Here is a 24,904-nt window from a genome sequence, read left to right as displayed (position 1 = left end):
AGTTGTAGGGATTTGTTATTGAAAAGTCAGATGCAACTTAAACTTGTCACGAATGGGATGTACTCGTCTTGGTAGAAATGTAATGTGAGGGCATTGTTATTTTTTCAGATAACTCAGATAACAATGCTTTATTTCTAAATTTGAATGTATGTTTTCAATTTACAATTACTAGAAAGACGAAACAGGTCATGGGCAGCAATCAACCACCAGCGAACAATCAGCCACAGGTTATCCTTATTACTGGGAATATGGCTGCCGGAAAATCTAGCGTTGCCCAGGCAGTTGCCGAGCAGTTGCCGAAAAGCGTGCATCTTCGTGGTGATATCTTCCGTCGCATGATCGTGAATGGGCAAGCGGAGATGACGCTTGAACTGTCAGCACAGGGGTATCAGCAACTCCGTCTGCGATACCGCCTCGCGGCGATGGCGGCAGAACTTTACCTGCAGGCTGGCTTTACGGTAGTCTATCAAGACATCATTATTGGTTCAGAGCTTAGCGAGGTCATCACCTATTATCACGATACCCCTGTGTCAGTTATCGTCTTATGTCCGAGACCGGATGTCGTGGCGGCGCGGGATACTGCACGTGAGAAGACGGGCTACGCCAACGAAGAAATGGTGCATGCGTTCGACCACGTTTTACGCACCGAGACACCACGACTCGGCTACTGGTTGGATACGTCCGATCTCACCGTTGCACAGACGGCTGATCATATCCTCAAACATCTTCCGCAAGCGGCTGTCCCGCTGCACTCAAGCAACGAGTAAACGTCACCGGCGTTGCCGACGAACATCACGTCAGAGTATCAGCCACTTGGTTCAAAGCTCCAAAACCAGCAGATGCTACTCTCATCTATAGACAATCTGAAGACGAAATATCCAAGCGAGCAAGAAGTTCCACCTTCACAGCATTTGAGAGGCTTTTACTGCAAAGCTGGCTGGATCGAAGCTCTCTACATTGATAATTTTCGTATTCACGAAAGACATTGCTATTCGTACACCGAGAATTCTTGGCATCACGAGTTACTTGTCCCATAGCATTAAGGTTGCTGACAGCGGTTTTCATATGAATAGACCACAAATCGTAGGGTGGGCATTGCTCAGAAAAGCCGATGAGATATTATAGCCGTTGCCAGGTAGATTAGGACATGAACTCATGAAAAAATATGGACATTACGAGACTTTCAAACTTCTTGACGAGTTAAGCATTTCCTGTTCCCTGTTCCCTGTTCCCTGTTCCCTGTTCCCTACGTCCTAATAGAGTTGGCTATAGCTATAATGAGCAATGCCCACCAGATCTGAAAACCGCTGTCAGGAGTATGTGAAGTAAAAAAGCCACCCAGAAAGGATGAGTGGCTCAGCTTATGCGATTTATGCGCTCAGATAGCGCTAATAGACCGTTCGCACCCTTGCGGTAAGCCGAAGAGTGCGTTTACGACTCAGGAATTAAACATCGTAATAGAGGGCAAATTCGTAGGGATGAGGACGTAACCGCATGGGGTTAACTTCATTATCTAACTTGTAAGAAATCCAAGTTTCAAGGAAGTCTTCGGTGAACACGCCTGATTCTGTTAAGAAAGCGTGGTCTTTCTCCAGTGCTTCCAATGCTAGTTCCAAAGAACCCGGAGTTGAAGGAACTTTCGCCAGTTCTTCAGGAGAAAGTTCATAAATATTCTTATCCAGAGGTTCACCTGGGTCGATTTTGTTCTTAATTCCATCTATTCCGGCACACAGCATCGCAGCAAATGCGAGGTAGGGGTTAGAAGTCGCATCAGGACAACGGAACTCCAACCGCTTGGCTTTGGGGTTAGTACCAGACAAAGGAATACGGATAGAAGCAGAACGGTTACCTTGGGAATAAGCCAAGTTTACAGGTGCTTCATAACCGGGTACCAAGCGCTTGTAAGAGTTGGTGGTGGGGTTAGTAATTGCTAGCAGTGCTGGTGCATGCTTGAGGATACCGCCAATGTAGTGCAACGCCATTTCACTCAAGCCAGCGTATTTATCTCCAGCAAACAGCGGTTGACCATCTTTCCAAATGGACTGGTGGGTGTGCATTCCAGAACCGTTATCGCCAAAAATTGGCTTAGGCATGAAGGTGACGGTCTTGCCATACTTCTTGGCTACGTTCTTGATGACATATTTATAAGTCATCAGCCAGTCAGCTGCTTCAATCAACTTACCAAACTTGAAGCCCAATTCGCACTGTCCACCAGTGGCTACTTCGTGGTGTTGCTTTTCAATTGGTACTCCGCACTTTGCCATTGTCAGCAGCATTTCTGTGCGAATATCCTGGAAAGTATCCGTAGGGGGAACTGGGAAGTAACCCTGTTTGAAGGGAGGTTTGTAACCCAGGTTAGGACCTTCTTCTTTGCCAGAATTCCAACGACCTTCAACTGAGTCTACGTAGTAGTAGCCTTGGTGCGCCGTTTGGTCAAAGCGGACATCATCAAAAATGAAAAATTCAGCTTCTGGACCAAAGAAAGCTGTTTCACCAAGACCAGTGGAAACTAAATAATCTATTGCTTTCTGGGCAATAACACGAGGACAACGGCTGTACCACTCACCTGTCCGTGGTTCCTTAATGCTACAAATGATACTCAGAGTTGGTTCTTGCATGAAAGGGTCGATCCAGGCAGTGTTTGGATCGAGTACCATCGACATGTCTGATTCATTGATGGTTTTCCAACCCCGGATACTAGAACCGTCGAAAGGTACGCCGTCTGTAAAGGAACTTTCATCGATTTGGTTATGGAAAAGCGTCAGGTGCTGCCAAATTCCTGGGGTATCGATGAATTTCAGATCAATCATCTGAATGTTATTGTCCTGAATCTGCTTCAGAACTTCTTGTGGGGTTGTCATGGTTACTCCTTAATCTGCCGATTTTTTAATAGTAAGACCAGAGTGTTCAAAGCATGTTGACCCCGCTTGTAAATCCACATCCATGAGCCACCTGCAATATCGTAAAGATTTGAATTTGGATGATTTTGTATTTTTTGTTACAAAATGTCAAGTTAAAAGATTATCTTTAACCTTTCCTTAACTAGTTTCACAAAAGTAGACAGTTGATCTCGCAGGGGTCAACTTTGGCATAGAATCCATAATTAGCGCTATAGATTGTTTTTGTGCTGGGGCTTTTTTTACAAGAGGCATAAATGCTAAAAGCAGTCAGATTAATATCAAACCATAGAAAGGATTAATTAGGAGAAAAAGAAATGCGGGATGCAGTAACCGGTTTAATTAAGAATTATGACGTTGCAGGTCGGTATTTCGACCGGAATGCCATTGACAGCCTTAAGTCTTACTTTCTAAGCGGTACCGCACGTGTGCAAGCAGCAGCGGCTATCAATTCAAATGCGGCGATAATTGTCAAGCAGGCTGGTTCTCAATTATTTGATGAACTGCCAGAGTTGATTCGCCCAGGTGGAAATGCCTACACCACTCGTCGTTATGCGGCTTGTTTGCGCGATATGGACTACTACCTACGCTATGCTAGCTATGCTCTTGTTGCTGGTAGTATGGATGTCTTAGATGAACGGGTGCTGCAAGGACTACGGGAAACTTACAATTCTTTGGGAGTGCCTATTGGTCCAACAGTTCGTGGTATCCAGATTATGAAGGAAATTGCGAAAGAGCAAGCGGCTGCAGCAGGTGTGACAGATACTTCCTTTGTCGATGAGCCATTTGACTACATGACTGAAGAGTTTAGCGAAACAGATGTTTAACAGTTATCAGTTATCAGTGAGCCAGCGCAGCAGGAGGGTCTCCAACGCCAGATACCTCTGTCGGGAAACCCTCCTATGGCACAAAGTGCCACGCTACGCTATCAGTACTGGCTCCTCCGTAGGCGACTGCGTTAGCGCAGCGGAACCGGAGGTTCTCCCCGAAGGGTTATCAGTTGCTTGATAACTGTTCACTGTTAACTGTTCACTGATTGAAATTGCTCTGTCAGTTTTTAAATCAGGCGAGTTTCCCTGAGGTAACTTGCTTTTTTCCACCTTCGCGATGCATACCGCACTAAAGCTGAAAATTCGCCACAATAGAAAGTGCCAACGATTGAGGCGCTGGTTATGGAAGAATTACTAGAGTTAAAAGATTTGTTGCTCAAAGGTGATGTACCAGGAGCGTTGGTCATCGTCGAAGAATTAGAAGAGATGAGCCGTAACGATATAATCAAGACAATTCGTAGCTACGCGATAATTCTGCTGTTGCATCTGATTAAACAGCAAGCCGAAAATCGTACAACTCGCTCTTGGGATGTCTCTATTCGTAATTCAGTTCGGGAAATTCAAAGAGAGAATAAGCGTCGTAAAGCAGGAGGTTTTTATTTAACTCCTGAAGAATTGGTGGAAACCCTGCAAGAAGCGTACTTAAATGCTATCGATGAGGCAACCCTCGAAGTAGAAGAGGGACGTTATCAACCAGAAGAATTAGAACAACTGGTTGATCGAGAAAAAATTATAAATAGTGCATTAAATTTAATAAAACCACAATAGATAAAGATAATTGGTTAAAAAACGACTCGACACTCTATTAGTAGAACTCAATTTAAGTTCGTCTCGCGCCTTAGCACAGCGCTTTATCCAAGCGGGAGAAGTCACGGTTAATGGTCAGATAATTGACAAGCCAGGTACGGAAGTTGATATTGCGGCTCAAATTCAAATTAAGGAGCGATCGCGCTTTGTTTCCCGAGGCGGCGAAAAGTTAGCAAAAGCATTGGAAGTCTTTGCTATTCCTGTAGAAGGACGAATTTGTTTTGATGGTGGTATCTCCACAGGTGGCTTCACTGATTGCTTGCTGCAAGCTGGGGCAAAGCTGGTTTATGGGGTTGACGTTGGTTATGGACAAGTTGACTGGCGTCTGCGAAATGATTCTCGCGTGGTTTTGAAGGAACGCACCAATTTACGGTATTTGACACCAGAACAGTTATATGTTATACTCTCCCGAACTTCTAAAGGGGGGGAATATGCTGATTTGGCGGTGGTTGATGTGTCGTTTATTTCCTTAACCAAGATTTTGCCTGCTTTGTGGCAGCTGCTGCAATCTCCTCGGGAGGCTGTATTGTTAGTGAAACCCCAATTTGAAGTGGGAAAAAACCGCGTTGGTAAAAAAGGCGTTGTGCGTGACTCTAAAGACCAAGCCGAGGCAATTTTTCAGGTGTTGCAAGCGGCTGGTGAATTAGGATGGAAGTACAAAGGTTTGACTTGGTCACCTCTTACTGGTCCTGCTGGGAATATCGAGTATTTATTGTGGCTGGGTATGGAAAGTGAAACTCCACCCCCTGATTTAGAAGTCCTACAACAAATGACTCAATCTGCAGCATCTGAACTTCGAGACAAATAACCTCTTGGCGTCCTTGGCACGCCAGTTGCTACCCCAAATATCCCCCTAACTCTTGCCGCAAACGATACAAAATCGTATTTGGTTCCACTTCAGCTAAGATTTCTTTAATAACTGTACTCGCTCCCAATTGTCCCCAAGAACAGCCTTTTTCTAAATAGACTTGTGCCGCTTTTCCCACAGTATATGCTCCGTAGCCTGCGATACCAGCTTGCGTCATTGCAGTTCCCGCATAAGCAGTGATATTTATTGGGTTTTCTCCAGAAGCAATTGCAGCTGTACTCTTACCCAAACCTAACAGGAAACTGCTACCTAGTTCTCCCAGCAGTAAGCCACCAGAGCTTAATAAAATCGTTTTTAAAAAATTTCCTGCTTCGTACCCAGTCATTGGTAAGCCGTACAGGCGTGCAAGTGAGCGAATCAAAGCTAAATCGGCAACTGTTCCGCCTAGAACATCTAACAAGGGGATGGGATTTAGTCCTACTGCTAAAGCTTTGTATTTGGTAAATCGCCAAATCAGGTCTTCTGCTTGTTGTTGGCGAAAGTCGATGGTTTTTTGGGCGATCGCCTCTTGTGCATCTCGTGCTTGGATGAGTGCGTTTAAAGCAAGAAGCGATCGCCCCTCACGATTGAGAATTTTAAGAATTGTTTCTTTTAATTCGTCTATTTGTGGTGGTGGAGTCTCCCATTCATGTGCGACACTACCATCAGACCATTCAACCCGTACTTCCATCGGTGCAGGTTCCGCCGCCACCATCACAATTTCATCAGGTTTTAAGGGTTTTCCCTGGGGATTTCCTGCACCCAACTGTTGTAAATTATTGTAAATTGTTGTTTTGTCTGTATCTGGGTAAAGGTCTATTTTGTTGAACACCAAAATTAAAGGTTTTTGTGCTTGACGCAATTCACACAGCATCTCGTACTCAGTGCGAGTGATATCACCAGATACGACAAAGAGAATCAAATCTGCCTGACGCACGACTTCTCGCGCCATTTGTGCCCGAGATGCACCCTCAATTTCATCTAATCCTGGTGTATCAATTAACTCCACCTGCACCTTACCACCAGGATTCCAGCGTACAGAACGGGGGTACTGAGTCACACCGTTAAGAGGACCAGTTTGTAAAATCTTTTGTCCCAGTAAAGCATTCAACACCGCTGACTTACCACGACTCACCAAACCAAAAACAGCAATACGAACCAGGTTATAGTCTAGTTTGTTAAGTGTCGAGGTCAAAAGTTCCAATTCTGGTTTGACCAAACCTGCTAATTGTGAGTTTGATGACGACTGTCCCGGTTTGCGAAGATTTCCATACCAAGACAGCGCAAGGCTTAGACTAGCACGCGCACGGTTTAAGTGAGTTTCTTGGACGTTCTTTGACACTGGATTTATTTGAGTCAATACTATACCAATTTTATATTTTGCGAAAAGTTTTGAGACTGATTTTGGATTGGAAACATCAAGCTAACAGCCGACTCCTAATCGCAAAATACGGGTATCGTTAGGTTTAATGGCAGGAGTGCAATCTATTGCTACAAGGTAAGTAGAAAATTAAAGATACCAAATTACCACTCATCTTGTACTGGGGTTTTTAGCGGCTAAATTTAGTCTCTATCAAATTATTCAGGAGTTTCCAAAGTTGGTTCATACTGCAAATAGTTGGTTGTTTGCATTATAGCTACGATTAGTCTGATTTGGAGACTGTTAGATTTTCAGTCTCGGTTTTTTTTGCGATCTGTTTTTGCGATCTGTGTTTATTCTTAATTTCAGCAGAAAAATATAACGTAAGGGTGACGACTAATTTTTTTTGTTTTAGGATTATGTTTAAAGCGGCTACATTACTTGAAAATGAGGAAAAATAGTACATCCAAATGTAAATATAGATTCATTAATGAATTTCCTTTAGTTCCCTTTTAACTTTCTACATTAAATTATTTTGAGGTTTCACATATGAGCAGCTTTCATTCCAGGAAGGCACCAAAATGGTTGAAACATTTTATCACCAACGCCAACAATTCATTAACAGGAAAATATAATTTATATAGGGGTAAAAAACTTAATTTTTTAAAAGTCATTTTGATACTCGAAACGTCAGTTCTTCCAACAATTCTTCCTTGGGTAATCTTTTGTGGCATGTATGGATTTATTGTAACAATATTATGCAAGCGTTTTGATTTTTTTAATGGCTTCACAAATAAGAATGGTGTTCTTACAAATGCTATTTTTGCTTTCAATATTGGTTTTAGTTTGTTATTGGTATTCCGGACAAATACAGCGAATGAGCGGTTTTGGGAAGGTCGTAAACTTTGGGGTTCTTTAGTTAATGCAACTCGTAACCTGGCTCAGGGAATTTATGTAATAGTTAAAGAGAAATCACATAAAGATAAAGTTAAAAAAGAGGCAACAATTCGGCTATTAGTTGCTTTCGCTGTCGCGATGAAGTTACATCTTAGGGCAGAACCTTTGGACGAGCAGTTAGCGTCCTTAATTTCCGAAATGCAGTATTTAAAACTTAAAGAAACTCATCATCCTCCTTTACAAATTTCCTTATGGATTAGAGATTATTTGCAGTATCAACACGAGCATAATTCTCTAGATATTTATCAGTTTACTGCCTTACATAACTTGGTGAATGAGTTAGTAGATATTTTGGGTGGCTGTGAACGCATTTTAAAAACTCCAATGCCTTTGATATATAGTATTGTACTAAAACAATTATTATTAATTTTCTGTCTAGTATTGCCTCTTGAAATAGTCGGTGATTTAGGTTGGTGGACTGGTATCGTTACGGCTTTTATCACGTTCATTTTATTAAGTATTGAAGAAATTGGCTCGGAAATCGAAGAGCCTTTCGGGCACGATCCCAGTGATCTACCGTTAGATGTGATTTGCAATACAATCCAACGAAATCTTGAAGAGTTAATTAGCCTCGCTCCTAGTAGTAATGAGTTTGACTGGCGAGCTTAAGACTATAAAGTGAAAATTATCAAATCTTTAATGCGCGTAGGGGCTTGTACCCTTTATATTTCTTACTCAGCCTTCCTATAACCTTCAACAGCAGCAACCGTAACATTAACAAATGGGTTATCAAGCACTTCCTTAAACGCCTCAATTAATGCAGCCTCAGTAGCACTGCGTAACCGTTGCCAAGTGGTTGGGTTGTCGCGCTTGATATGGGCTATTGCTTCATAGGCGATCGCCTGCTTTTGAGATTCAGTGCTTGTTGGATAACTCACAGACAGTTGATCTAGCAATTCCTGAATCTCTTTCGCTGCTTCCGCCAGATTTTGTTTTTGTTCTGGCGCGTAGTTGTGTTGAATGCCAACTTGATCACGCTGAATGGTAAGATCTCCTGTGTTGACATTGCCAGGGGCTTGATTGAAATGAAAACTATTTTGGTATTTAGAAGTTTCTGACATAGTCTTAATCGTTGTTATTTAGTTGGTTGTGCTGAGTTCCAATTTGATTGCCGCCCTGGATATTGACATCTCCTGTGTTGAGGTTACCTACACGTTCAATGATGTAAGTTAACGATTTAGAAGTTTCTGATTTGGTTTTAGTTTCCTCCTCAACTGGGGGAGAATGAAAAATTTTATGGTTATAAAACTTGCAACGCTCTTGAATTTCTAAAATAAGATCTTTCATCTCATATATTGCAACTAATAGTAAATTTTGCATTTGAGGTATAAATTTACTTTCTACAACTTCTTCTACTTGTACAGGGTTACTAGAGACTAATGATTCTTCATATAAAACAGAATTGATTAAGCGATTTTTCTTGATTTGTTCCAATGCAATTAAGCGATTTTTCTTGATTTGTTTCATTACATCAATAGCACTTGAACAAATAGATGATTCTTCATCGTTTAAAGCAGAAATCAGAGCATCTGTTATTAACTGATTGCTATGGTTTACTTCAGCAAGTTCTCCTAAAGCAATTACAGCACTCTGACGAACATCTGAATTTTCATCATTCAAAGCTTTAATTAAATGCTCTAATACCTGCTTACAATGCATCTTTCCTAATGCTTTGACTACATTAGAACGCACAAAAAATTTTTCATCCTTTGATGCTTGTATTAACGCATTAATTACCTTGTCATCACGGAATTTACTTACAGCTTCTGCCGCTCTAGAACGTACAAAAGCTTTTTCATCATTAAGTGCTTTAATTAAGGGAGTAATTACCGTATAACTGCGAAATCTTCCTAATGCTTCAACTACACCAGAGCGCACAAAGTAATTTTCATCTTCTACAATTTTGAATAAAGCACAAGCTTCTGCATCCGAACCTATATTTCCTAATGCCAAAGCAGCATGATAACGTATCCTAAAATCTTCATGTTTTAATGCTTTTAACAAGAACGAAATCGTTTGATTAAATAGCTCTTCTCCTAGTACTGCCTGTGCTTGGTAATTTCGGGGCTTTAAATATTGATCAGATCCTTTCTTGTTTATTAAGTTTTTATCATTGAGCAATTTCACTAAATTCAAAACTACCACATCAGATGATTCTATATTTTCTAACTCAGAAGCTATTCTTTCACAAAGAATATGATTATTATAATCTTCGTAAAATTTAGCTTGATTCCACTCTGCAGTATGTTTGTCTTCCCATTCCAGCAACTCAGACATTAGCTGATCGTCACCGATACATGATAAAGCTTCAGCTAAACTATAAACATTGTCATAATCTCGATTATCCCGTGCTTGCTGCAATGGCGATCTGGCTTGTTCAGAACGAGTCATTCCCAAAAGTTCAATCTTAAGTCTTTGGTTAACCTCCAACCCCAAAACCAACCCCACTGTCTTCTCCTGAAACTCCTCCTTCACCTCCCCCGCTAACCGCGCACCTAACATCAAATCCACATTCAACGCTAACTGCACCACCCGCACCGCCTGCGCTTCTTTGTCCACCAACGCCAACATCAGTGCTAGAGGTTCTGTCCACTTCAAATAATTGAGATAATCTCGTTTCAACTTCTCATCACTAATATTGGGAAGCTGCTGGAGTAAACATTCTGCGGCGTAGTATTCCTGAAGCAGCTGGTGGCGAAACTCTATTTGGTTATTGCTGGCAACTTGGATTAAATGATGCTTGAGCAAATCCTCTAACCATTCTTTCGCCCGACTCGCAGGATAATCAACTTTACCTTCAAGAAACTTCGTGAAAATTGCTTCCGCTTCTCGCCTCTCAATCGTGACTCGCAACTCTGTAGGCGTTTCTGCCTGCATCATCGCAAACGCCAAATGCTGCAATAACTCCTGCCACCAGCGGCGCGACTCACCAGAAACCGGGACATCATCTTTGATTTTGCCGTCATAACTCTGGGCAAAGCAGCGAAACACTAAACCCAAATTCGGTGGAACATTGCCCGTTGTTCTAAATAACTCACACAGCATGAACAGCAACAGCGGCGTTTGCCCGAACTCCCGCAACCTTCCACCCAACCGGCGCAGCATTTCCTCACCTTGTTCTGGTAAATAGGCGCGAACAAACTGCTGCATCTGTCCTTTCGTCAACCGCTGCATTTCCAGCTTTTTCTCAATGCCCAAGTCGCCACCCACGCCCAAATCTCGCGTGGTGAAAATCATTGGGGTGTTCGGATAATTCTGCCGAAAGGTTTTTAAGTCTCGCCGTGCATCTTCATTGGGTAACTCGTTGAGTCCATCCAGCAGCAGCAAAAATTGCCCCTGTCGCAACCAAGTTTTTAAAGTTTCGCTGTCAAAGGTTAAGTTGGGATCGTGGCGCAAGAGGAAGTTTTGAATAAGCTCAAGGACAGAGGTGTTGTATTGACGGAGTTCTACTAGTATGGGCGTTGCAGTTGTTGGGGAGATTGCTGAGTCCTTCGGACACGCTTGGCGAACGTTTCGCTTCGCTTCACTCGCAATGACAGAATTTTCCGCTTCTTCCAGCAATAGCCGTGCTAAAGCTGTGGACTTCCCAGAACCTGGTCTTCCGACAAGTAGCACATGAGTTTCAGAATATTTACGTAATCCTTCCTGCACTGGGAGGCGTTCTGTTTTCTCTGGTGTTTCGCGTTTCTCCTGCTGCTGAGGCTGTACCGTTTGCACCATTAAGCCAAAATCAAAAGGCGACGCTACACTTTTAGGCTGTACTGGTTTAGACCCTTCCACATCCGTGATGGTGTACAAGCTCCACCAATAATGGTAAGCATTACACACAGATTGCAGGTATTTTTGAAAATCTGCGCTCATGCAGGAAGTTGACTGATTAATGACTGATGTTATTTCCTATACCCATTATATTGTTTTACTTTAAGGTTGAGACAAATGGGTAGCAGGGGCAGGGAGCAGGGGGAAAGAATTAGAAACAAATTATTTGTATTAAGTGTTTCGTGAAACGGTATTAGAAAAATTATAAATTCTCCAAATCAACCTCAAAGGTTTGTCCTCCCAGCGTCACCTTGTCGCCTGATACTAATTTCCGTCCTCGTCGGGTTTCAACTGTATTATTAACTTTGACATCGCCTCCTTGAATGAGTAGCTTAGCTTGCCCACCAGTTGGTGCGATACCCACGAACTTTAAAAACTGGTCGAGTTTAATTGTGCTGGCGCTTGTATCCATAAATCCAATAACCTAACTACGATTATCTATTTGAGCACGCTGCAAACTTCCAGAGAAGTCCACGTACACAGTCTTCCATTCTGTAAACACATCCAAAACAGCAGAACCAGCTTCCCGGTGTCCGTTTCCAGTTTGTTTGACACCACCAAAGGGCAAATGAACTTCTGCACCAATCGTAGGACCATTGATATAAGTGATCCCGGCTTCAATATCGCGCATAGCGGCGAAAGCGCGGTTGACATCGCGGGTGTAGATTGAAGAAGAAAGACCGTAGGGAGTGTTGTTGAGGATGGCGATCGCCTCTTCAAATGAACTCACCTCTATCACCGCCACCACAGGTCCAAATATCTCTTCACAAGCGACTCGCATCTTGGGAGTGACTTGATCAAGAATAGTCGGTTGAAAAAAGTAACCGTGTTGTAATTCTCCCTCAGTTGCGATTTCTCCACCAATCAAGACTTTTGCACCTTCTTCACGAGCAATATCCAGATACTTGCGCACCCGTTGAAGTTGCGTTTCGTTAATAATTGGACCTATATCAGTGTTGGGATCAATTCCTGCGCCCAAGCGTAACTTACTAGTGCGCTCTTTAAGCATAGCGGTAAATTTCTCTTTGATGTCGCGGTGCAAAATCAGGCGACTTGTAGCAGTACATCTTTGCCCAGTTGTTCCAAAAGCCCCCCAAACTGCACCCTCAAGAGCAAGTTCTAAATCTGCATCTTCCATTACAATTTGAGCATTTTTACCGCCCATCTCCAAACAAACTCGCTTGTGAGTGCGTCCGCAAGTCGAGGCGACAAAAGCACCCGTCTCAGAAGAACCCGTAAAAGATACCAAGTCAACATCAGGATGTTCAACTAAAGCTTTTCCCGCTTCTTGTCCCACCCCATGCACCAAATTGACAACACCTTCAGGAAAACCAGCTTCTGCAAAAATCTCAATAAGTTTCGTTGCACAAGCGGGGGTATCCTCAGCGGGTTTGAGGATAACAGTATTACCGCATACCAAAGCTGGCATCATTTTCCAGCAGGGAATAGCGACTGGGAAATTCCACGGAGTGATCAGGGCGCAAACTCCAACGGGTGTTCTTACCGTCATCGCGAATTTGTTGGGCATTTCTGAAGGTGTTGTTTGCCCAAACAATCGTCGTCCTTCACCAGCATTGTAAAAAGCGCAATCAATACCTTCTTGAACATCTCCCCGTGCTTCCGTCAGGGGTTTACCCATTTCCCGACTCATGATTTGGGCGAGTTCTTCTTTGTATTTTTGTAAAAGTTCTCCCACTTTATGGATATATTCTGCTCTTGCTGGCGCGGGGACAAGTCGCCAACTGCGGTATCCCTTGCGGGCTGCTGCGACTGCATTGTCAACATCAACTGCTGCAGAACGCGGGAAAGTCGCAACAACTTCCCGGCTATCAGCAGGGTTACGACTTTCTAGGGTGTCAACACAAGCAGCATTCACCCATTCAGCGGCGATGTAATTGCGACAAGTCAGGGGAGTGATCATGATATACACCTCCGGATTTGAGATGCACTGGAACATTTGCACCAGTTTCGCTTGATTTATCGGTTGTAGTCAAGTCACACCTCAGGGTAGTGAACTAAAGGCAAAACGACATCTTATCTATTTTTATCTCACAAGTGCATAAGTCACTTTCCGTTGCACCTATTAAGAATGTAGAAGGAAGACAAATCAGCTTAACTTTCTTTCTCAATCATACCTAAAAAAATTACATGATACCTCATATGAAACCTCGCAGAGCAATATTTGCTCTAGTTCCGCTTGCTCTTTTACTTAACAGTTGTGGTCGTGATTTTCCCTCAGTTAAAAATGTAGGAAAAATGGCTGATACGTTGGATAAAACATCCTCAAATATAGCTGATGACATTTATAACTCTTGCATAACAAGAACGAAATACATGTCTTTTCTGGTAGCTCCACCCTCTGGAGCAGATCGAAGCTCATCAGGTCCAGTACGAAAGCGAGAAGAAGAAGAAACAATTTGTGAGAATTCCAACAGACCGGCTGTCAATAATGTTAAACAAGCAAACTCTGTTCTTGTAGAATATTTAAAAGCTTTGGGTAAAATTGCTAGCGGTGATACTGTATCTTTCGATAAAAACTTTGATGCTCTTGGTGAATCACTCAAGAATTTAAAAATTCCGCAATCTAACGGAAAACTCTCTAGTTTAAATAACTCTGATGTTGACGCTGGCATAAATATTGCCAAATTTATTACCAATGCATTCACAAGGGAATTTCGCCGCGAAAAGTTAAAAAAAGCAATTGTGTGTACCGATAAAGATATACAGACTTATATTGGTGCAACATCTGGTGTAAAAGATTTAGCCTCTAACGAACCTGCAAAAGGAGGCTTAACAGGACTTACACAACAGGCTTATGTTAACGGAATTTTGAAAGCAGAAGAGCTAGAAATCCGAGAGTACGTTGTTAATTACATAGGTGGGGTTACAGCAGTTTACCAGGAACGACCTCTAGATTTCATCACGCTAGAAGAAAACTATAACAAGGCTATGGATTCTATCAGAAGTAGAAGAGATGCTGCAGAAAACTATGTAGAACTACTTCAGAAAATAGCGAAAATGCATAGCGATCTGAAAACGGAGTTTCAAGGTAAAGGTAAAGATCAGCTCGATGATGCCCAGTTACCAAACTATTGTCAAGACCTTTACACACCTAAGGCAGATAAATCAGTGACTAAAGAAAAAGCAATTAGATACGATGAGGAGGAAATCAAAAATGTTGGAAAAATAGTATCTGAATACGAAAGAAGCTTAGAACCTTTAATTCAAAAAATGCAGAAAGGTTTATAACTTAAATTTGTGTCCGAAAAAGTTTCATTCTTACTCACAGTTTTAATATAAAAGGAGATGTAATATGGTAGGGTTTACTCTGAAATCGAGTGAATTGGAAGACTTGAAGACTAGGATGATCGAACTTGTTAATTCAATCCGGGATAGAAGAGAAGAGTTAGTTGTAAACTTTCAGATAAATCTGTCAAATTCCTTAAAAATATCAGACTCGGCAGATCGTCTTATTCGTAGTATAAATAAGATAGCTATTGAACAAATTAACGAAATACGAACTGATTTACAGGAACCAGCAAAAAAAATAACAAACGTCACGGATAAGTTAGGCGCTGCTATCGAAGAACTGCAAGAAGTGAATAAGTTGGTACAAATTTTAACGAATCTTACAAACCTTGTTAACGTAATTTTAAGCCCAGCTTCAGGACTGGTAAAAATTGCTGGAATCGTAACTCAGCTTGATAAGCTTACATAGGATAAACTTTCAGCAGATTCGTAGAAAACTTTCGCACAGTTGAATGGACTTAAAAAGCAATCGAGGAGGAGACAGCAGGAGATAATCTTTTTGTCTCCTTCCTCCAAATGCGTAAGTCCTATTTTTATCAAAACCCAACAAAATCAAAAGCCAACAAAGATTTTTTATGGAATCAACGCCAACACCCCAGCCGGAGAACCCAAACCATCACGCAACAGCAACACACCAATTGCCAAAGTTGCTCCAAATATTTGTATCCAAAGAATCTTTTGTGACACATTTTCTGTAAAATAATTACCAGCTTTCATAATTAACTGCGTAATTATAATGAATAACAAGTTTGCGACTTTTGCTGCTTCTGTCGTTGTAAGTGGCTTGAGTGCCTTTGGTCTTGGTTTGTCTCCTGCTAGTGCAGTTCTTTTGATTGGTAACACTAGAGGTGACAATGTAATCATGTATGATGAGCAGAATGGGAACTTTCTAGGCGAGTTCGTTAAAGCAACAAGTGGCGGTTTAAAAGATCCAGATGACTTGAACTTCGGTCCTGATGGTAACTTCTACGTTAGCAGCGGAACTACCCCTGAAACTTCTGCAATCCTTCGCTACAACGGAAAGACTGGAGAATTTATCGATGTTTTTGCCTCTGGTAACGGTTTGATTCGCCCCTATGGTGCAGCATTCGGTCCCGATGGTTATCTTTACGTCGCGAGTTTTTTAAGTGACGAGATTTTACGTTTCAACGCCACCACAGGAGTGTTTGTTGATAAATTTGCTCAGGGAAATGGTCAACCTGGAGGTTTGAATGGACCAAACGATCTGCTTTTGGGTCCAGATGGAAGCTTATATGTCACGACTCAAGGTAGTGTTGCTGTTGATGGCGTTCCCACTTTTCCCGGTTTACCCAGCCAAGTGCTGCGTTTTGATTTAGCAACCAAAACATCTACTGTCTTTATTGAACAGCCAACACCACTACCAGACAGCCCTCAATTTGTTAGTCTCCTTGGGTTAACACTTGGTTCCAAAGGTGACCTTTTTGTGAGTGACTTTGCTAACGGAATCAGAAGATATGATTTCAAGACAGGGCAGTTACTGGATGTTTTATCCACCAATTACACAAATACACCAAGTAACAATTTCATTGGTAATTTAACCATCGATCCTAACAATATCCTCTACACAGTTGGGTTTGATACGACAAACAATAACTTTGGCGCAATCCTGCGTTATGACGAAGTGACTGGAAACCCCTTACCCGCCCCAAGTCAGTCTGGTTCCGTCTTCGTACCTACTAACAGTCGGTTGTTGCGTCCCGTTGGTATTACTTACGCCTCCATAACCGTACCCGAACCAGCTTCAACAGTAGGTTTACTGTCTTTCGGGGCTTTATATGCAGTTTTGCTTTTGAAGCGCAAATGCAGTCAAGTTATCTAAACCTCTGTAGAGGAATTATAAATTTACGGCACAAACGCCAACACCCCAACCGGAGAACCCGAACCACCCCGTAACCGCAACGCACCAATTGCTAGAGTCGCCCCTGTTGGCGGTAACTGGTTCAAATTCGTTAAATTCTCCAATACAATACGCGGTTTCTCCAACACCAAGGAATTAGTCCCAAAAGTAGTATCTTGCCCTGAATCTACTCCATGAGTATCAATTCCGACTCCGGCAATTTCGCGTTCCTCCAGCAAGAACCGTGTCGCATCGCTATCAAACCCAGGAAAATGCATACTTCCTTGCTCGTCCTGGTATAAAAAAGCTTTTTGATCCGACCATTTCTCTTGCCAACCTGTATACAGTAACACCACACAACCAGGCGGAATCTTACCGTAGCGTTCCTCCCAACTCAGAATATCCTCAACACAAAGAGTGTAATCCGCATTTACCAGCGCCTGTTCCCGAATATCAATAACTACGCCAGGGACAACCAACGACTCAGCAGAATACTCGTGAATCCCTACACCATCAAGGTGAAAACTGTTGGAAGCATTAATATGAGTCGCGCTGTGTTCTCCTAGAGAAAAACGCCGCAGATAATAACCATCCTTATGCAATTCCGCCACAGTCTCAAATTCAACTGGTGGATCACCTTGCCATTGAGGAATATCCGAGTCAATGACATGACTCAAATGTATCACCCGCGAATAAGCGATCTTTTTCTCCTCTTCTGTTCCTTCTCTGCTTCCTCTGCGCCCACCGCGAACTTTGCGGGAGGAAGATCCACACCGCAAATTGCTCTGGTGCGGTTCATTCTCAAAACCTGATCGCGTCAATCTCCCCAAAGTTGCTTGCATAATTGCAGGAGTTTGACCCATCACAGTAAAGACCAGCGCCTCACGGTACACCCGTTGTGCATTATGATGACTATATATAGCAGCACCACTAGAAACAGTCACCGCTGCATGAGCTATTCGTCCTGCAAGATCAATCGCCCAAGCCCGCAATTGTAAGCGTTCAGCAAATTCCAAACTAGAATTATTTTGCGCTTCGCGAACAGCGTTGCGACAGTTATTCAATTCTTGTTGCAGAGAATCAAAAGCTTTTTGGATAAAAGGTAGAGGTTTTCTCCTGGCGACGGACTCCACAATATCTAAACCAGCAAGGGCGCATCCCGTCGCCATAAAAACAGCTGCAAGAATATTCTTTTTATCGTTTTCGTGAATCCAACCAGCAGGTTTAATGAAAACAACACTTTCTGTGGGTAAGAACCAGTTTTTCAGGGTAGCGGTTACGGTATTAGCTGATGTCATCGCCGCTAATTGTGCTGGAGGTGAAAGTGTCAGCGTACCTCCTGAGTGTTGATGTGTTTCGACTAACGGGACAATACCATAAACAGCGCCACCATCTGGTAATGTGGCAGCAATGATAAATTCGCCAAAAAATTCCCATCCTGTCACCCAAGGAACAACCCCATTAAGTTGATATCCCCTAGCAACCGGTGTGGCTACAGTCAGGGGATCACCTGCGCGTCGCAACTGGGAAAAACCAACACCCAGTAAAACTTGACCGTTGCCCATACGGGGGAGGTATCTTTCCTGTAGGGACGAGTTGGCACTAGCAACAAGCATACCAGCCGCACTCTGGTGTTGAGTTTGCAAAAAGACTAAAGCACCAGAATAGCGTGCTAATAGTTCTTGGAAGGTGCCATATGTCTGTTCACTAACTTCTTTTCCACTCCAGTGACGTGGAACCTTGAGTGCCAAAAGGTCTAATTCCCCAAGACCTCGGAGTGCATAGAATAAAGTATTTGGATCATGGTCTATCTTGTTCGCTTGAGGTACAATTTCTTTGAGCAAGTAGGACTTGACTGTATCTAAGAGAAAGTGATTATCCTTCAAAGTCTGTTCTAATATTGCTTCGATAGGATTGCAAAGGTTTACTTGCTACCTAGTAGCAGAAACAACCCTCCAATTTCTGGAGTTATCAGATTTTGGAGGGCTTAAATGTTGCAGCAAAAAGTGAATTAGTAATAAGTAAACAACGTCAATATTAAGTTTAAGTTAAGAAAAGGTTAAGAAAAGGTAAAAAAATGTCATGCGAAGAAACTTCTTTAACGATCAAAAAGTCTCAAATGTCAAGTTTTTTGAAATGAAATGATACCAATTCAAAAAATGTTTGCGACAGATGGAACGCATTAAGCGATTACTAGTAATTGTTTGAAAATCTAAAATCTAAAATCTAAAATCCAAAATGGTATAAGTTGTTCTTAGATTTGAAAGGTGTCAAGCAAGAGTTAAGCAAGTATAACAGTGCGTTGAATGGAGAGTTTTGTCACAAGCACTAAGGATCTGTTACAGAAGGGAGTTGCTTGGGCACAGTTGGAGCAGTAAACTCAGTTACTCTGGGAGTGGTTTGCGATGGGTTATCTCTTAGCCGCCCAATCGGCATTGGCGCGGATCGCCCACCCCAAACAGGCGAAGTCGATTGGGGACGAAATTCTACAATGTCGCGTTTAATGGTGATATCGTAGCCACCAAAAAAGTCATGTCCGAGAAGCCCAGTTTCTAAATCCGCGTTTGCGATCGCCACAGAAACATGATTCACTTTCGCCCCTGCAATTTCCATCGAATCCACATAACCGATAGGAAATTCCACTGCTTTAGAATTTGCTGTGTTTGCCTTAGCCTTTCCAACTTGCACCACTCCCAAAGCATTTGCCATATTCTGGGTGATCACTGTGCCACTAGCTCCAGTATCTAAAATCATCTCAAACGGTTGAGTGCCATTAAAGGTGACTTCGATAATTGGCGTACCACCAATTCGTCGTTTAATCTGGGCTATATACACCAGTTGTTCGTTTTGTCGTTTAATTGTTGGTGGAACAAACACCTGTTGTTGTTTAAGCGGTGTTAGTGGAGTCACCTGTGGTAATGGTGGTTGGAATTTTTCTGGTGCTGCGGCAGGTGTTTTGGTGATAGTTGGTTGGGTAATAGCTGGTGTCACAGTTGGTGTCACAGTTGGTGTCACAGAAACTTGAGGAATGGCAGCTATCCTTTCTGGTTGCGCTTGTTGTACCGGATTGATAGGGGGGACGGCTTTGTGTATTGCATTTTTGAGATCAAGCTGGTAATCTAAGATTTTTGCTTGGGCGTTTGTGAAATCAGGACTATCAGCTGGCACTTTTTTCATTAAGGCGATCGCATCTGCAAGCAGAATTGCCACAAAATTCCAATCCTCAGTCGATTTAGCTGATTGGCTGATGTTGAGAGCTCCAACAGCTTTGTTCAGTCCCTGTTCAAAATAGTTAACTGACATCTCTCTGGTGGGTTGCACCGTCGGCTGTGGTTGTGGAGTAGCACTTGGAGGTGCCATTGTCGCTACAGGGGATGCAACGCTTTGATCTTTAGACGCAGGTTGCTCCTCATGACTTGTAACGCTAACCTGTTGCTTTCCATTACAGGCAACAGTCAAAACCGCTAGTGTGGTTGACAGAAGAACCAGCGCTGCTCGGGATAAGATAAACTGATGCATGATTAATTATAATTTTACTTGCGCTTCGGCGTAGAAATTTTCTGCGACTGTCTATTATTGTTGGAAGATTTTATATGTCATGCTCTTAAATTTTAGTTTGTAAAGTACGGGGTAAGAATTTCATAATCTGTAAACGGACAGGTAAAGTGATGATGAAATTAAAGCTTAATTATTTTGTAACTCGTGTTTTACCTGTCCTCCATTAAATTTCCATACAGCAAGCGAGCAGGATGGTTACCAATACTGTTTTTTTCATTTGAAATTTGGAATGAGCGTAAAGTGTGTGCCCAAGGCATAGGGCATTTTTGAAATTTTGAACTGTTTACCTGTCGCCTAATCACAAATCTTGGAATGTTATCGCTTATGTCTGTTTTTGACGCAATACCTGCTATTTTTGTTTTGGCAGATGGAACCACATATCGTGGTTGGTCTTTTGGTGCCACTAGAACCACGATTGGGGAAGTTGTCTTTAACACTGGTATGAGTGGATACCAAGAAGTCCTGACAGACCCTAGTTACTGTGGTCAGATAGTTGTTTTTACTTATCCTGAATTGGGGAATACTGGCGTTAATCTAGAGGACGAAGAATCAAGTAAACCACAGGTGCGGGGTGCTATTGCTCGCAATATTTGTACTCGACCGAGTAATTGGCGCTCAACACAATCCTTACCAGAATACCTAGAACAGCACCATATACCTGGTATCTATGGAATTGATACCCGCGCCTTAACTCGTAAAATTCGGGAGTTCGGAGCCATGAATGGTGGTATTTCCACAGAAATTCTGGATGAGGCTGAATTGCTAGAGCAAGTACAGGCAGCCCCTAACATGAAAGGATTGAACCTTGTCCACGAGGTTACCACCCCAGACATATATGAATGGTCTGATCCCACCCAGCCAGTATGGGAGTTTAACCCTGCTTGTCAAGAAAATTCCGAGGAATCTTTTACTGTCGTCGCCATTGACTTTGGGGTAAAACGCAATATTTTGCGTCGTTTAGCAAGTTACGGTTGTCGGGTTATTATTGTTCCCGCAAATACCTTACCAGAAGAAATTCTCAAATACAATCCCGATGGAATCTTTCTTTCTAATGGTCCTGGCGATCCAGCATCTGTCACCGAAGGAATAAAAACCACGAAAGCGTTACTGGAGACAAACAAACCGATATTTGGTATTTGTATGGGACACCAGATATTGGGTCATGCACTAGGAGCGGAAACTTTTAAACTAAAATTTGGTCATCGTGGTTTAAATCAGCCAGCTGGTCTACAACAAAAAGTAGAAATTACCAGCCAAAACCATAGCTTTGCAATTGATCCAGACACTTTACCTAACAGCGTTGTAGAAATTAGCCATCTTAATTTAAACGACTTGACTGTTGCTGGATTACGTCACAAGTCTTTGCCTGTGTTTTCCGTACAATATCATCCAGAGGCAAGTCCTGGTCCTCACGATGCTGACTATCTGTTTGAGCAATTTGTTCAAACAATGCGAGCTGCTCGTCGAGCAACAGTTGCCAAAGTAGGATAAAAATGAAGAAAGTCGCGCAAGGGTAAGGGGACAACAAAGATGAGGCAGACAATAAAAGTGAGAAAGTGAGGGAGCACAAAAGGCAGGGATCATTTTCCCTCACCTTTAGGGTATACCTATGGCTAACCCCAGTTACCTACCTTCTGATTACCCTCAAAGCATCACCAGTCTTACTGTGTGGCTCTCTACTTTCCTCTTTTCCCCTATATCCCATCTTCCCTGCCAGTAGGTTGTAGACAACCTACACTAAAACCATCTATACTTGAGCGTTCACCATAACTTATCTGGAGGGAATTATTGCTGAGCCACTTAATCTAACTGTAAGCCTGAGAGGCACTCGTGAAGTCCGGGATAACTGCCAGCTATTCCGCCTCACAGGTTTGTTAGACGCGTTTTCCGAACCGACATTTCGCAAGGTTATTGGGAGCAAGATTGACGAGGGACCAGGGCACATTATTCTGGATCTCTCGCAAATCGATTTTGTTGATAGCTCTGGCTTGGGTGCTTTGGTACAGTTAGCCAAGCAGGCTCAAAACTCCAAAGGCACTTTCCAAATTGTCACTAATGCCCGTGTTACTCAGACGGTCAAGCTTGTTCGCTTGGAGAAGTTTCTCGCCCTACAACAGTCAGTTGATACGGCTCTAGAAAACGTCAAATCGTCTTGATTCCTTGACCCGAGAACCTTATATAGCTATCCGATAATTTAATCTGGATAGCTTAATTATTATTAAATTAGAATTTGTGATTTTGCGTAATGTTAACTCATAAAGTACGGAGCGAAATCGTAAAGTACAAATATCTCGGGTTGAGAAACATAAATAAATAGTGTATAAGGCTCAAAAACCTGTGATTGTATGCTATAATCTTAAGATATAAACTCCATTTCATAAGTCATAACCTTATAATTTAAGGCTTTTAAAGCATTTTTACTTTTAGGTTCCAGATAAATAATTATGGATCTATCTGGTTTTTACACTTCACACCTCAGTGCTTTTAGTATATGAAATGGTAACCAAAATTGAAAAAAAGATAAAATTTAGCAAGTAAATTTTTCAGCATTGACTATGCTTAGGTAAACCTGCCTAATGTAGCTTGTGAGGAAAGAAAAACTTGTGACATCAAAGGAGGAAAACCTACTAGATGGCTCAAATGAAATTCCTAGTCAGGATTCAGTTTGGTGTCAACTACTAAGGGCAAGCAAAGAGCAATTATTCCAAGAAATTTCACAAGCCCAGCTGCAACAAATATCTCCTACTGCTTTAGCTTACTTGGGAGATGCAGTTTGTGAGCTCTACGTTAGAATGTTTTATCTACTACCATCAAGGCGACCCGAAGCATACCATCGTCTAGTTGTGGCACAAGTCAGGGCAGAGACGCAAGCCAAAATGTTGGAGTCGCTGTATCCTCATCTAAATAACACTGAGTTAGAAATTGTCCGACGGGGTCGCAACGCTGCCACCGGACGCCCTAGGCGGGTTGATATGGCAACCTATCAACAAGCAACTAGTTTAGAAACTTTAATTGGCTACCTGTATCTCACCGATTTTGATCGCTTAAGCGAACTTTTGCAAAAACTTGACTTAGAAAAGCCGTAAGAAATTCAATTCACGAATCGCAAAACTTGCAGAGTCGGTTCAGACCAATTGAGATCACAACAATGCTTACCTATTAAGCTCTACCAATAACTCACATGATTGATAAACCAAGAAAAATTAAGACTTCTGGCGAAAACAATACTGCGCAACCCTTGAGAGTCAAGGGCAAGCGTGTCATTTCTCATCTGAGTCCCAATCCCAGAGGTAAGGGTGCTAACGGTTTGAGAGACAGCCCACGCCCGCATCAGAAATTCTTTGATTCATCTGTATCTTCTGATCAATCAGAAGATACAGATTTGATCTACGGTCGTCATCCAGTGTTGAGTGCTTTGGAAAGCGAGCGGGATCTTAACCGTATCTGGATCACTTCGCGCCTCCGTTACGATCCCCGCTTTCATTCGCTGATTTTACGAGCGAAAGAAAATGGCACAATTATCGACGAAGTTGAGCCTAAGCGCCTAGACCAAATTACAGAACAAGCTAACCACCAAGGTGTAGCGGCACAAATTGCTCCCTATGCCTACATTGACTTGGATGAGTTGATTGCCAAGGCAAAATCTGAAACTGATCCTGTGATTGTTGTGGCTGATGGAATCACTGATCCTCACAACTTGGGAGCAATTATTCGCACAGCAGAAGCATTGGGTGCTCAAGGAATGGTGATCCCACAACGTAGAGCATGTGGAATCACCTCCACACTCATGAAAGTAGCTGCTGGTGCTTTAGAAAACTTTCTCGTAGTTAGGGCGGTGAACTTGCAACGTGCTTTGGAAGAACTGAAAGCTGGTGGCTTTTGGATTTACGGTACTGCTACAGAAGCAAGCGAACCTATACATAGCGTGAAATTTAACGGTCCTATTGTTTTGGTAGTTGGTTCTGAGGGCGAAGGTTTGAGTATTTTGACACAACGACATTGTGATTTTTTGGTGTCGATCCCCTTGCAAGGTAAGACTCCAAGTTTGAATGCCTCAGTAGCAGCGGGTATGGCGCTTTATGAAATTTATCGTCATCGCTGGATAAATACCCTATACGTGGATAAATTCCAAAAAATTTCTTTGAAAAAAGAAGAGTAAACAGAGTATAAAGAAATGTAAAGCAGTCAAAACTGGCAGCATTTAAAACCGAGTATCACATTTAGAAATTGGCGAGAACCATGAAAACTATTTGGAATAACTTTAAGGAATTGTTGATTAACATATTCGACAATTTTGGCTTGGCTTGGTGGGTGGAAGTTGTAACACAAAACCCCCGTTGCACTTACTACTTTGGACCGTTTGTCAGTTCTGCTGATGCAAAAGCGGCCATAAAAGGCTACGTAGAAGATTTGGAACTCGAAGGAGCCCAAGGAATTGGGGTTGATGTAAAACGCTGTAAACCAACTGCTTTGACGATTGCTGATGACCTGGGGGAACGGACTGACCGCAAAGTACAGCCTGTCTTTAGCGGTCAAATGTAATTAAATTCAGGAGAATTCAGTTATCAGTTATCAGTTATGAATTCACTGTTCATTGTTTACTGATAACCCTATGGCTAACGCCACGCCTTACGGCTATCGGGTATGCGCAAAGCGCACGCC

Annotated in this window: 22 protein-coding genes; 13 read left to right on the top strand and 9 right to left on the bottom strand. The window is 42.4% G+C overall.

Going from position 1 to position 24,904, the window contains the following annotated elements; all coding sequences use genetic code 11:
- Nucleotides 1-188 precede the first annotated feature (188 nt).
- Nucleotides 189-767 (top strand): AAA family ATPase, encoded by a 579-nt coding sequence (locus tag AC5590_RS28240; RefSeq protein WP_169266637.1) that lies wholly within the window; start codon nucleotides 189-191, stop codon nucleotides 765-767.
- Between the two features lie 678 nt (nucleotides 768-1,445).
- Here the strand turns inward: AC5590_RS28240 and glnA are convergent.
- A complete protein-coding gene (gene glnA, locus AC5590_RS28235; protein WP_169266636.1) occupies nucleotides 1,446-2,861 on the bottom strand; it encodes a type I glutamate--ammonia ligase in 1,416 nt (471 codons plus the stop codon).
- A 353-nt stretch (nucleotides 2,862-3,214) separates the two neighbouring features.
- On the opposite strand from glnA, the gene apcB reads away from it, so the two are divergent.
- From apcB to AC5590_RS28220, 3 genes are all read left to right on the top strand, one after another.
- Nucleotides 3,215-3,724, top strand: a complete 510-nt coding sequence (apcB, locus tag AC5590_RS28230) for an allophycocyanin subunit beta (protein ID WP_169266635.1) — start codon at nucleotides 3,215-3,217, stop codon at nucleotides 3,722-3,724.
- A gap of 345 nt (nucleotides 3,725-4,069) precedes the next feature.
- The gene (locus AC5590_RS28225) at nucleotides 4,070-4,495 is read left to right on the top strand and encodes a DUF29 family protein (RefSeq protein ID WP_169266648.1); all 426 of its coding nucleotides are present in this window, start codon (nucleotides 4,070-4,072) and stop codon (nucleotides 4,493-4,495) included.
- Nucleotides 4,496-4,505: 10 nt separating this feature from the next.
- Complete coding sequence (locus AC5590_RS28220) at nucleotides 4,506-5,342, top strand: TlyA family RNA methyltransferase (protein WP_169266634.1); 837 nt, start codon at nucleotides 4,506-4,508, stop codon at nucleotides 5,340-5,342.
- Nucleotides 5,343-5,370: 28 nt separating this feature from the next.
- Here AC5590_RS28220 and AC5590_RS28215 read toward each other — a convergent pair whose 3' ends face one another.
- Nucleotides 5,371-6,741 (bottom strand): GTP-binding protein, encoded by a 1,371-nt coding sequence (locus AC5590_RS28215; RefSeq protein WP_169266633.1) that lies wholly within the window; start codon nucleotides 6,739-6,741, stop codon nucleotides 5,371-5,373.
- Nucleotides 6,742-7,290: 549 nt separating this feature from the next.
- On the opposite strand from AC5590_RS28215, the gene AC5590_RS28210 reads away from it, so the two are divergent.
- A complete protein-coding gene (locus tag AC5590_RS28210) occupies nucleotides 7,291-8,307 on the top strand; it encodes a bestrophin family protein (protein WP_169266632.1) in 1,017 nt (338 codons plus the stop codon).
- A 62-nt stretch (nucleotides 8,308-8,369) separates the two neighbouring features.
- On the opposite strand, the gene AC5590_RS28205 is transcribed toward AC5590_RS28210, so the two are convergent.
- From AC5590_RS28205 to AC5590_RS28190, 4 genes are all read right to left on the bottom strand, one after another.
- Nucleotides 8,370-8,759, bottom strand: a complete 390-nt coding sequence (locus tag AC5590_RS28205) for a hypothetical protein (RefSeq protein ID WP_169266631.1) — start codon at nucleotides 8,757-8,759, stop codon at nucleotides 8,370-8,372.
- Nucleotides 8,760-8,763: 4 nt separating this feature from the next.
- On the bottom strand, nucleotides 8,764-11,559 hold the full coding sequence (locus AC5590_RS28200) for a HEAT repeat domain-containing protein (protein WP_169266630.1): 2,796 nt from the start codon (nucleotides 11,557-11,559) through the stop codon (nucleotides 8,764-8,766).
- A 160-nt stretch (nucleotides 11,560-11,719) separates the two neighbouring features.
- Entirely contained in the window at nucleotides 11,720-11,929 is a 210-nt protein-coding gene (locus AC5590_RS28195) for an RNA-binding S4 domain-containing protein (RefSeq protein WP_169266629.1), read from the bottom strand.
- A 12-nt stretch (nucleotides 11,930-11,941) separates the two neighbouring features.
- A complete protein-coding gene (locus AC5590_RS28190; RefSeq protein ID WP_169266628.1) occupies nucleotides 11,942-13,438 on the bottom strand; it encodes an aldehyde dehydrogenase family protein in 1,497 nt (498 codons plus the stop codon).
- A gap of 239 nt (nucleotides 13,439-13,677) precedes the next feature.
- On the opposite strand from AC5590_RS28190, the gene AC5590_RS28185 reads away from it, so the two are divergent.
- The gene (locus AC5590_RS28185; protein ID WP_169266627.1) at nucleotides 13,678-14,766 is read left to right on the top strand and encodes a hypothetical protein; all 1,089 of its coding nucleotides are present in this window, start codon (nucleotides 13,678-13,680) and stop codon (nucleotides 14,764-14,766) included.
- 64 nt (nucleotides 14,767-14,830) lie between these two features.
- Complete coding sequence (locus tag AC5590_RS28180; RefSeq protein ID WP_169266626.1) at nucleotides 14,831-15,235, top strand: hypothetical protein; 405 nt, start codon at nucleotides 14,831-14,833, stop codon at nucleotides 15,233-15,235.
- 164 nt (nucleotides 15,236-15,399) lie between these two features.
- Here AC5590_RS28180 and AC5590_RS28175 read toward each other — a convergent pair whose 3' ends face one another.
- The gene (locus tag AC5590_RS28175; RefSeq protein ID WP_246162770.1) at nucleotides 15,400-15,543 is read right to left on the bottom strand and encodes a hypothetical protein; all 144 of its coding nucleotides are present in this window, start codon (nucleotides 15,541-15,543) and stop codon (nucleotides 15,400-15,402) included.
- Nucleotides 15,544-15,562: 19 nt separating this feature from the next.
- Here AC5590_RS28175 and AC5590_RS28170 point away from each other — a divergent pair, with 19 nt between their 5' ends.
- Nucleotides 15,563-16,666: a Vgb family protein gene (locus AC5590_RS28170; RefSeq protein WP_169266625.1), complete on the top strand. Its 1,104-nt coding sequence runs from the start codon at nucleotides 15,563-15,565 to the stop codon at nucleotides 16,664-16,666.
- A gap of 23 nt (nucleotides 16,667-16,689) precedes the next feature.
- On the opposite strand, the gene AC5590_RS28165 is transcribed toward AC5590_RS28170, so the two are convergent.
- Nucleotides 16,690-18,570 (bottom strand): cyclase family protein, encoded by a 1,881-nt coding sequence (locus AC5590_RS28165; protein WP_211178573.1) that lies wholly within the window; start codon nucleotides 18,568-18,570, stop codon nucleotides 16,690-16,692.
- Nucleotides 18,571-19,012: 442 nt separating this feature from the next.
- Complete coding sequence (locus AC5590_RS28160) at nucleotides 19,013-20,203, bottom strand: retropepsin-like aspartic protease family protein (protein WP_169266624.1); 1,191 nt, start codon at nucleotides 20,201-20,203, stop codon at nucleotides 19,013-19,015.
- Nucleotides 20,204-20,566: 363 nt separating this feature from the next.
- Here AC5590_RS28160 and carA point away from each other — a divergent pair, with 363 nt between their 5' ends.
- The 5 genes from carA to AC5590_RS28135 all read left to right on the top strand — a co-directional run bounded on the left by carA (nucleotide 20,567) and on the right by AC5590_RS28135 (nucleotide 24,784).
- Nucleotides 20,567-21,733: a glutamine-hydrolyzing carbamoyl-phosphate synthase small subunit gene (gene carA / locus AC5590_RS28155; RefSeq protein WP_169266623.1), complete on the top strand. Its 1,167-nt coding sequence runs from the start codon at nucleotides 20,567-20,569 to the stop codon at nucleotides 21,731-21,733.
- A gap of 275 nt (nucleotides 21,734-22,008) precedes the next feature.
- On the top strand, nucleotides 22,009-22,398 hold the full coding sequence (locus tag AC5590_RS28150; protein ID WP_169266646.1) for an STAS domain-containing protein: 390 nt from the start codon (nucleotides 22,009-22,011) through the stop codon (nucleotides 22,396-22,398).
- A gap of 447 nt (nucleotides 22,399-22,845) precedes the next feature.
- Nucleotides 22,846-23,328, top strand: a complete 483-nt coding sequence (locus AC5590_RS28145) for a Mini-ribonuclease 3 (RefSeq protein ID WP_169266622.1) — start codon at nucleotides 22,846-22,848, stop codon at nucleotides 23,326-23,328.
- A gap of 95 nt (nucleotides 23,329-23,423) precedes the next feature.
- Nucleotides 23,424-24,401, top strand: a complete 978-nt coding sequence (gene rlmB / locus AC5590_RS28140) for a 23S rRNA (guanosine(2251)-2'-O)-methyltransferase RlmB (RefSeq protein WP_169266621.1) — start codon at nucleotides 23,424-23,426, stop codon at nucleotides 24,399-24,401.
- Between the two features lie 80 nt (nucleotides 24,402-24,481).
- A complete protein-coding gene (locus AC5590_RS28135; RefSeq protein ID WP_169266620.1) occupies nucleotides 24,482-24,784 on the top strand; it encodes a DUF1816 domain-containing protein in 303 nt (100 codons plus the stop codon).
- Nucleotides 24,785-24,904 lie beyond the last annotated feature (120 nt).

The sequence above is a fragment of the Brasilonema octagenarum UFV-OR1 genome (assembly GCF_963888615.1).
Lineage (GTDB): Bacteria > Cyanobacteriota > Cyanobacteriia > Cyanobacteriales > Nostocaceae > Brasilonema > Brasilonema sennae.
This window is presented reverse-complemented; position numbering and strand designations above follow the sequence as displayed.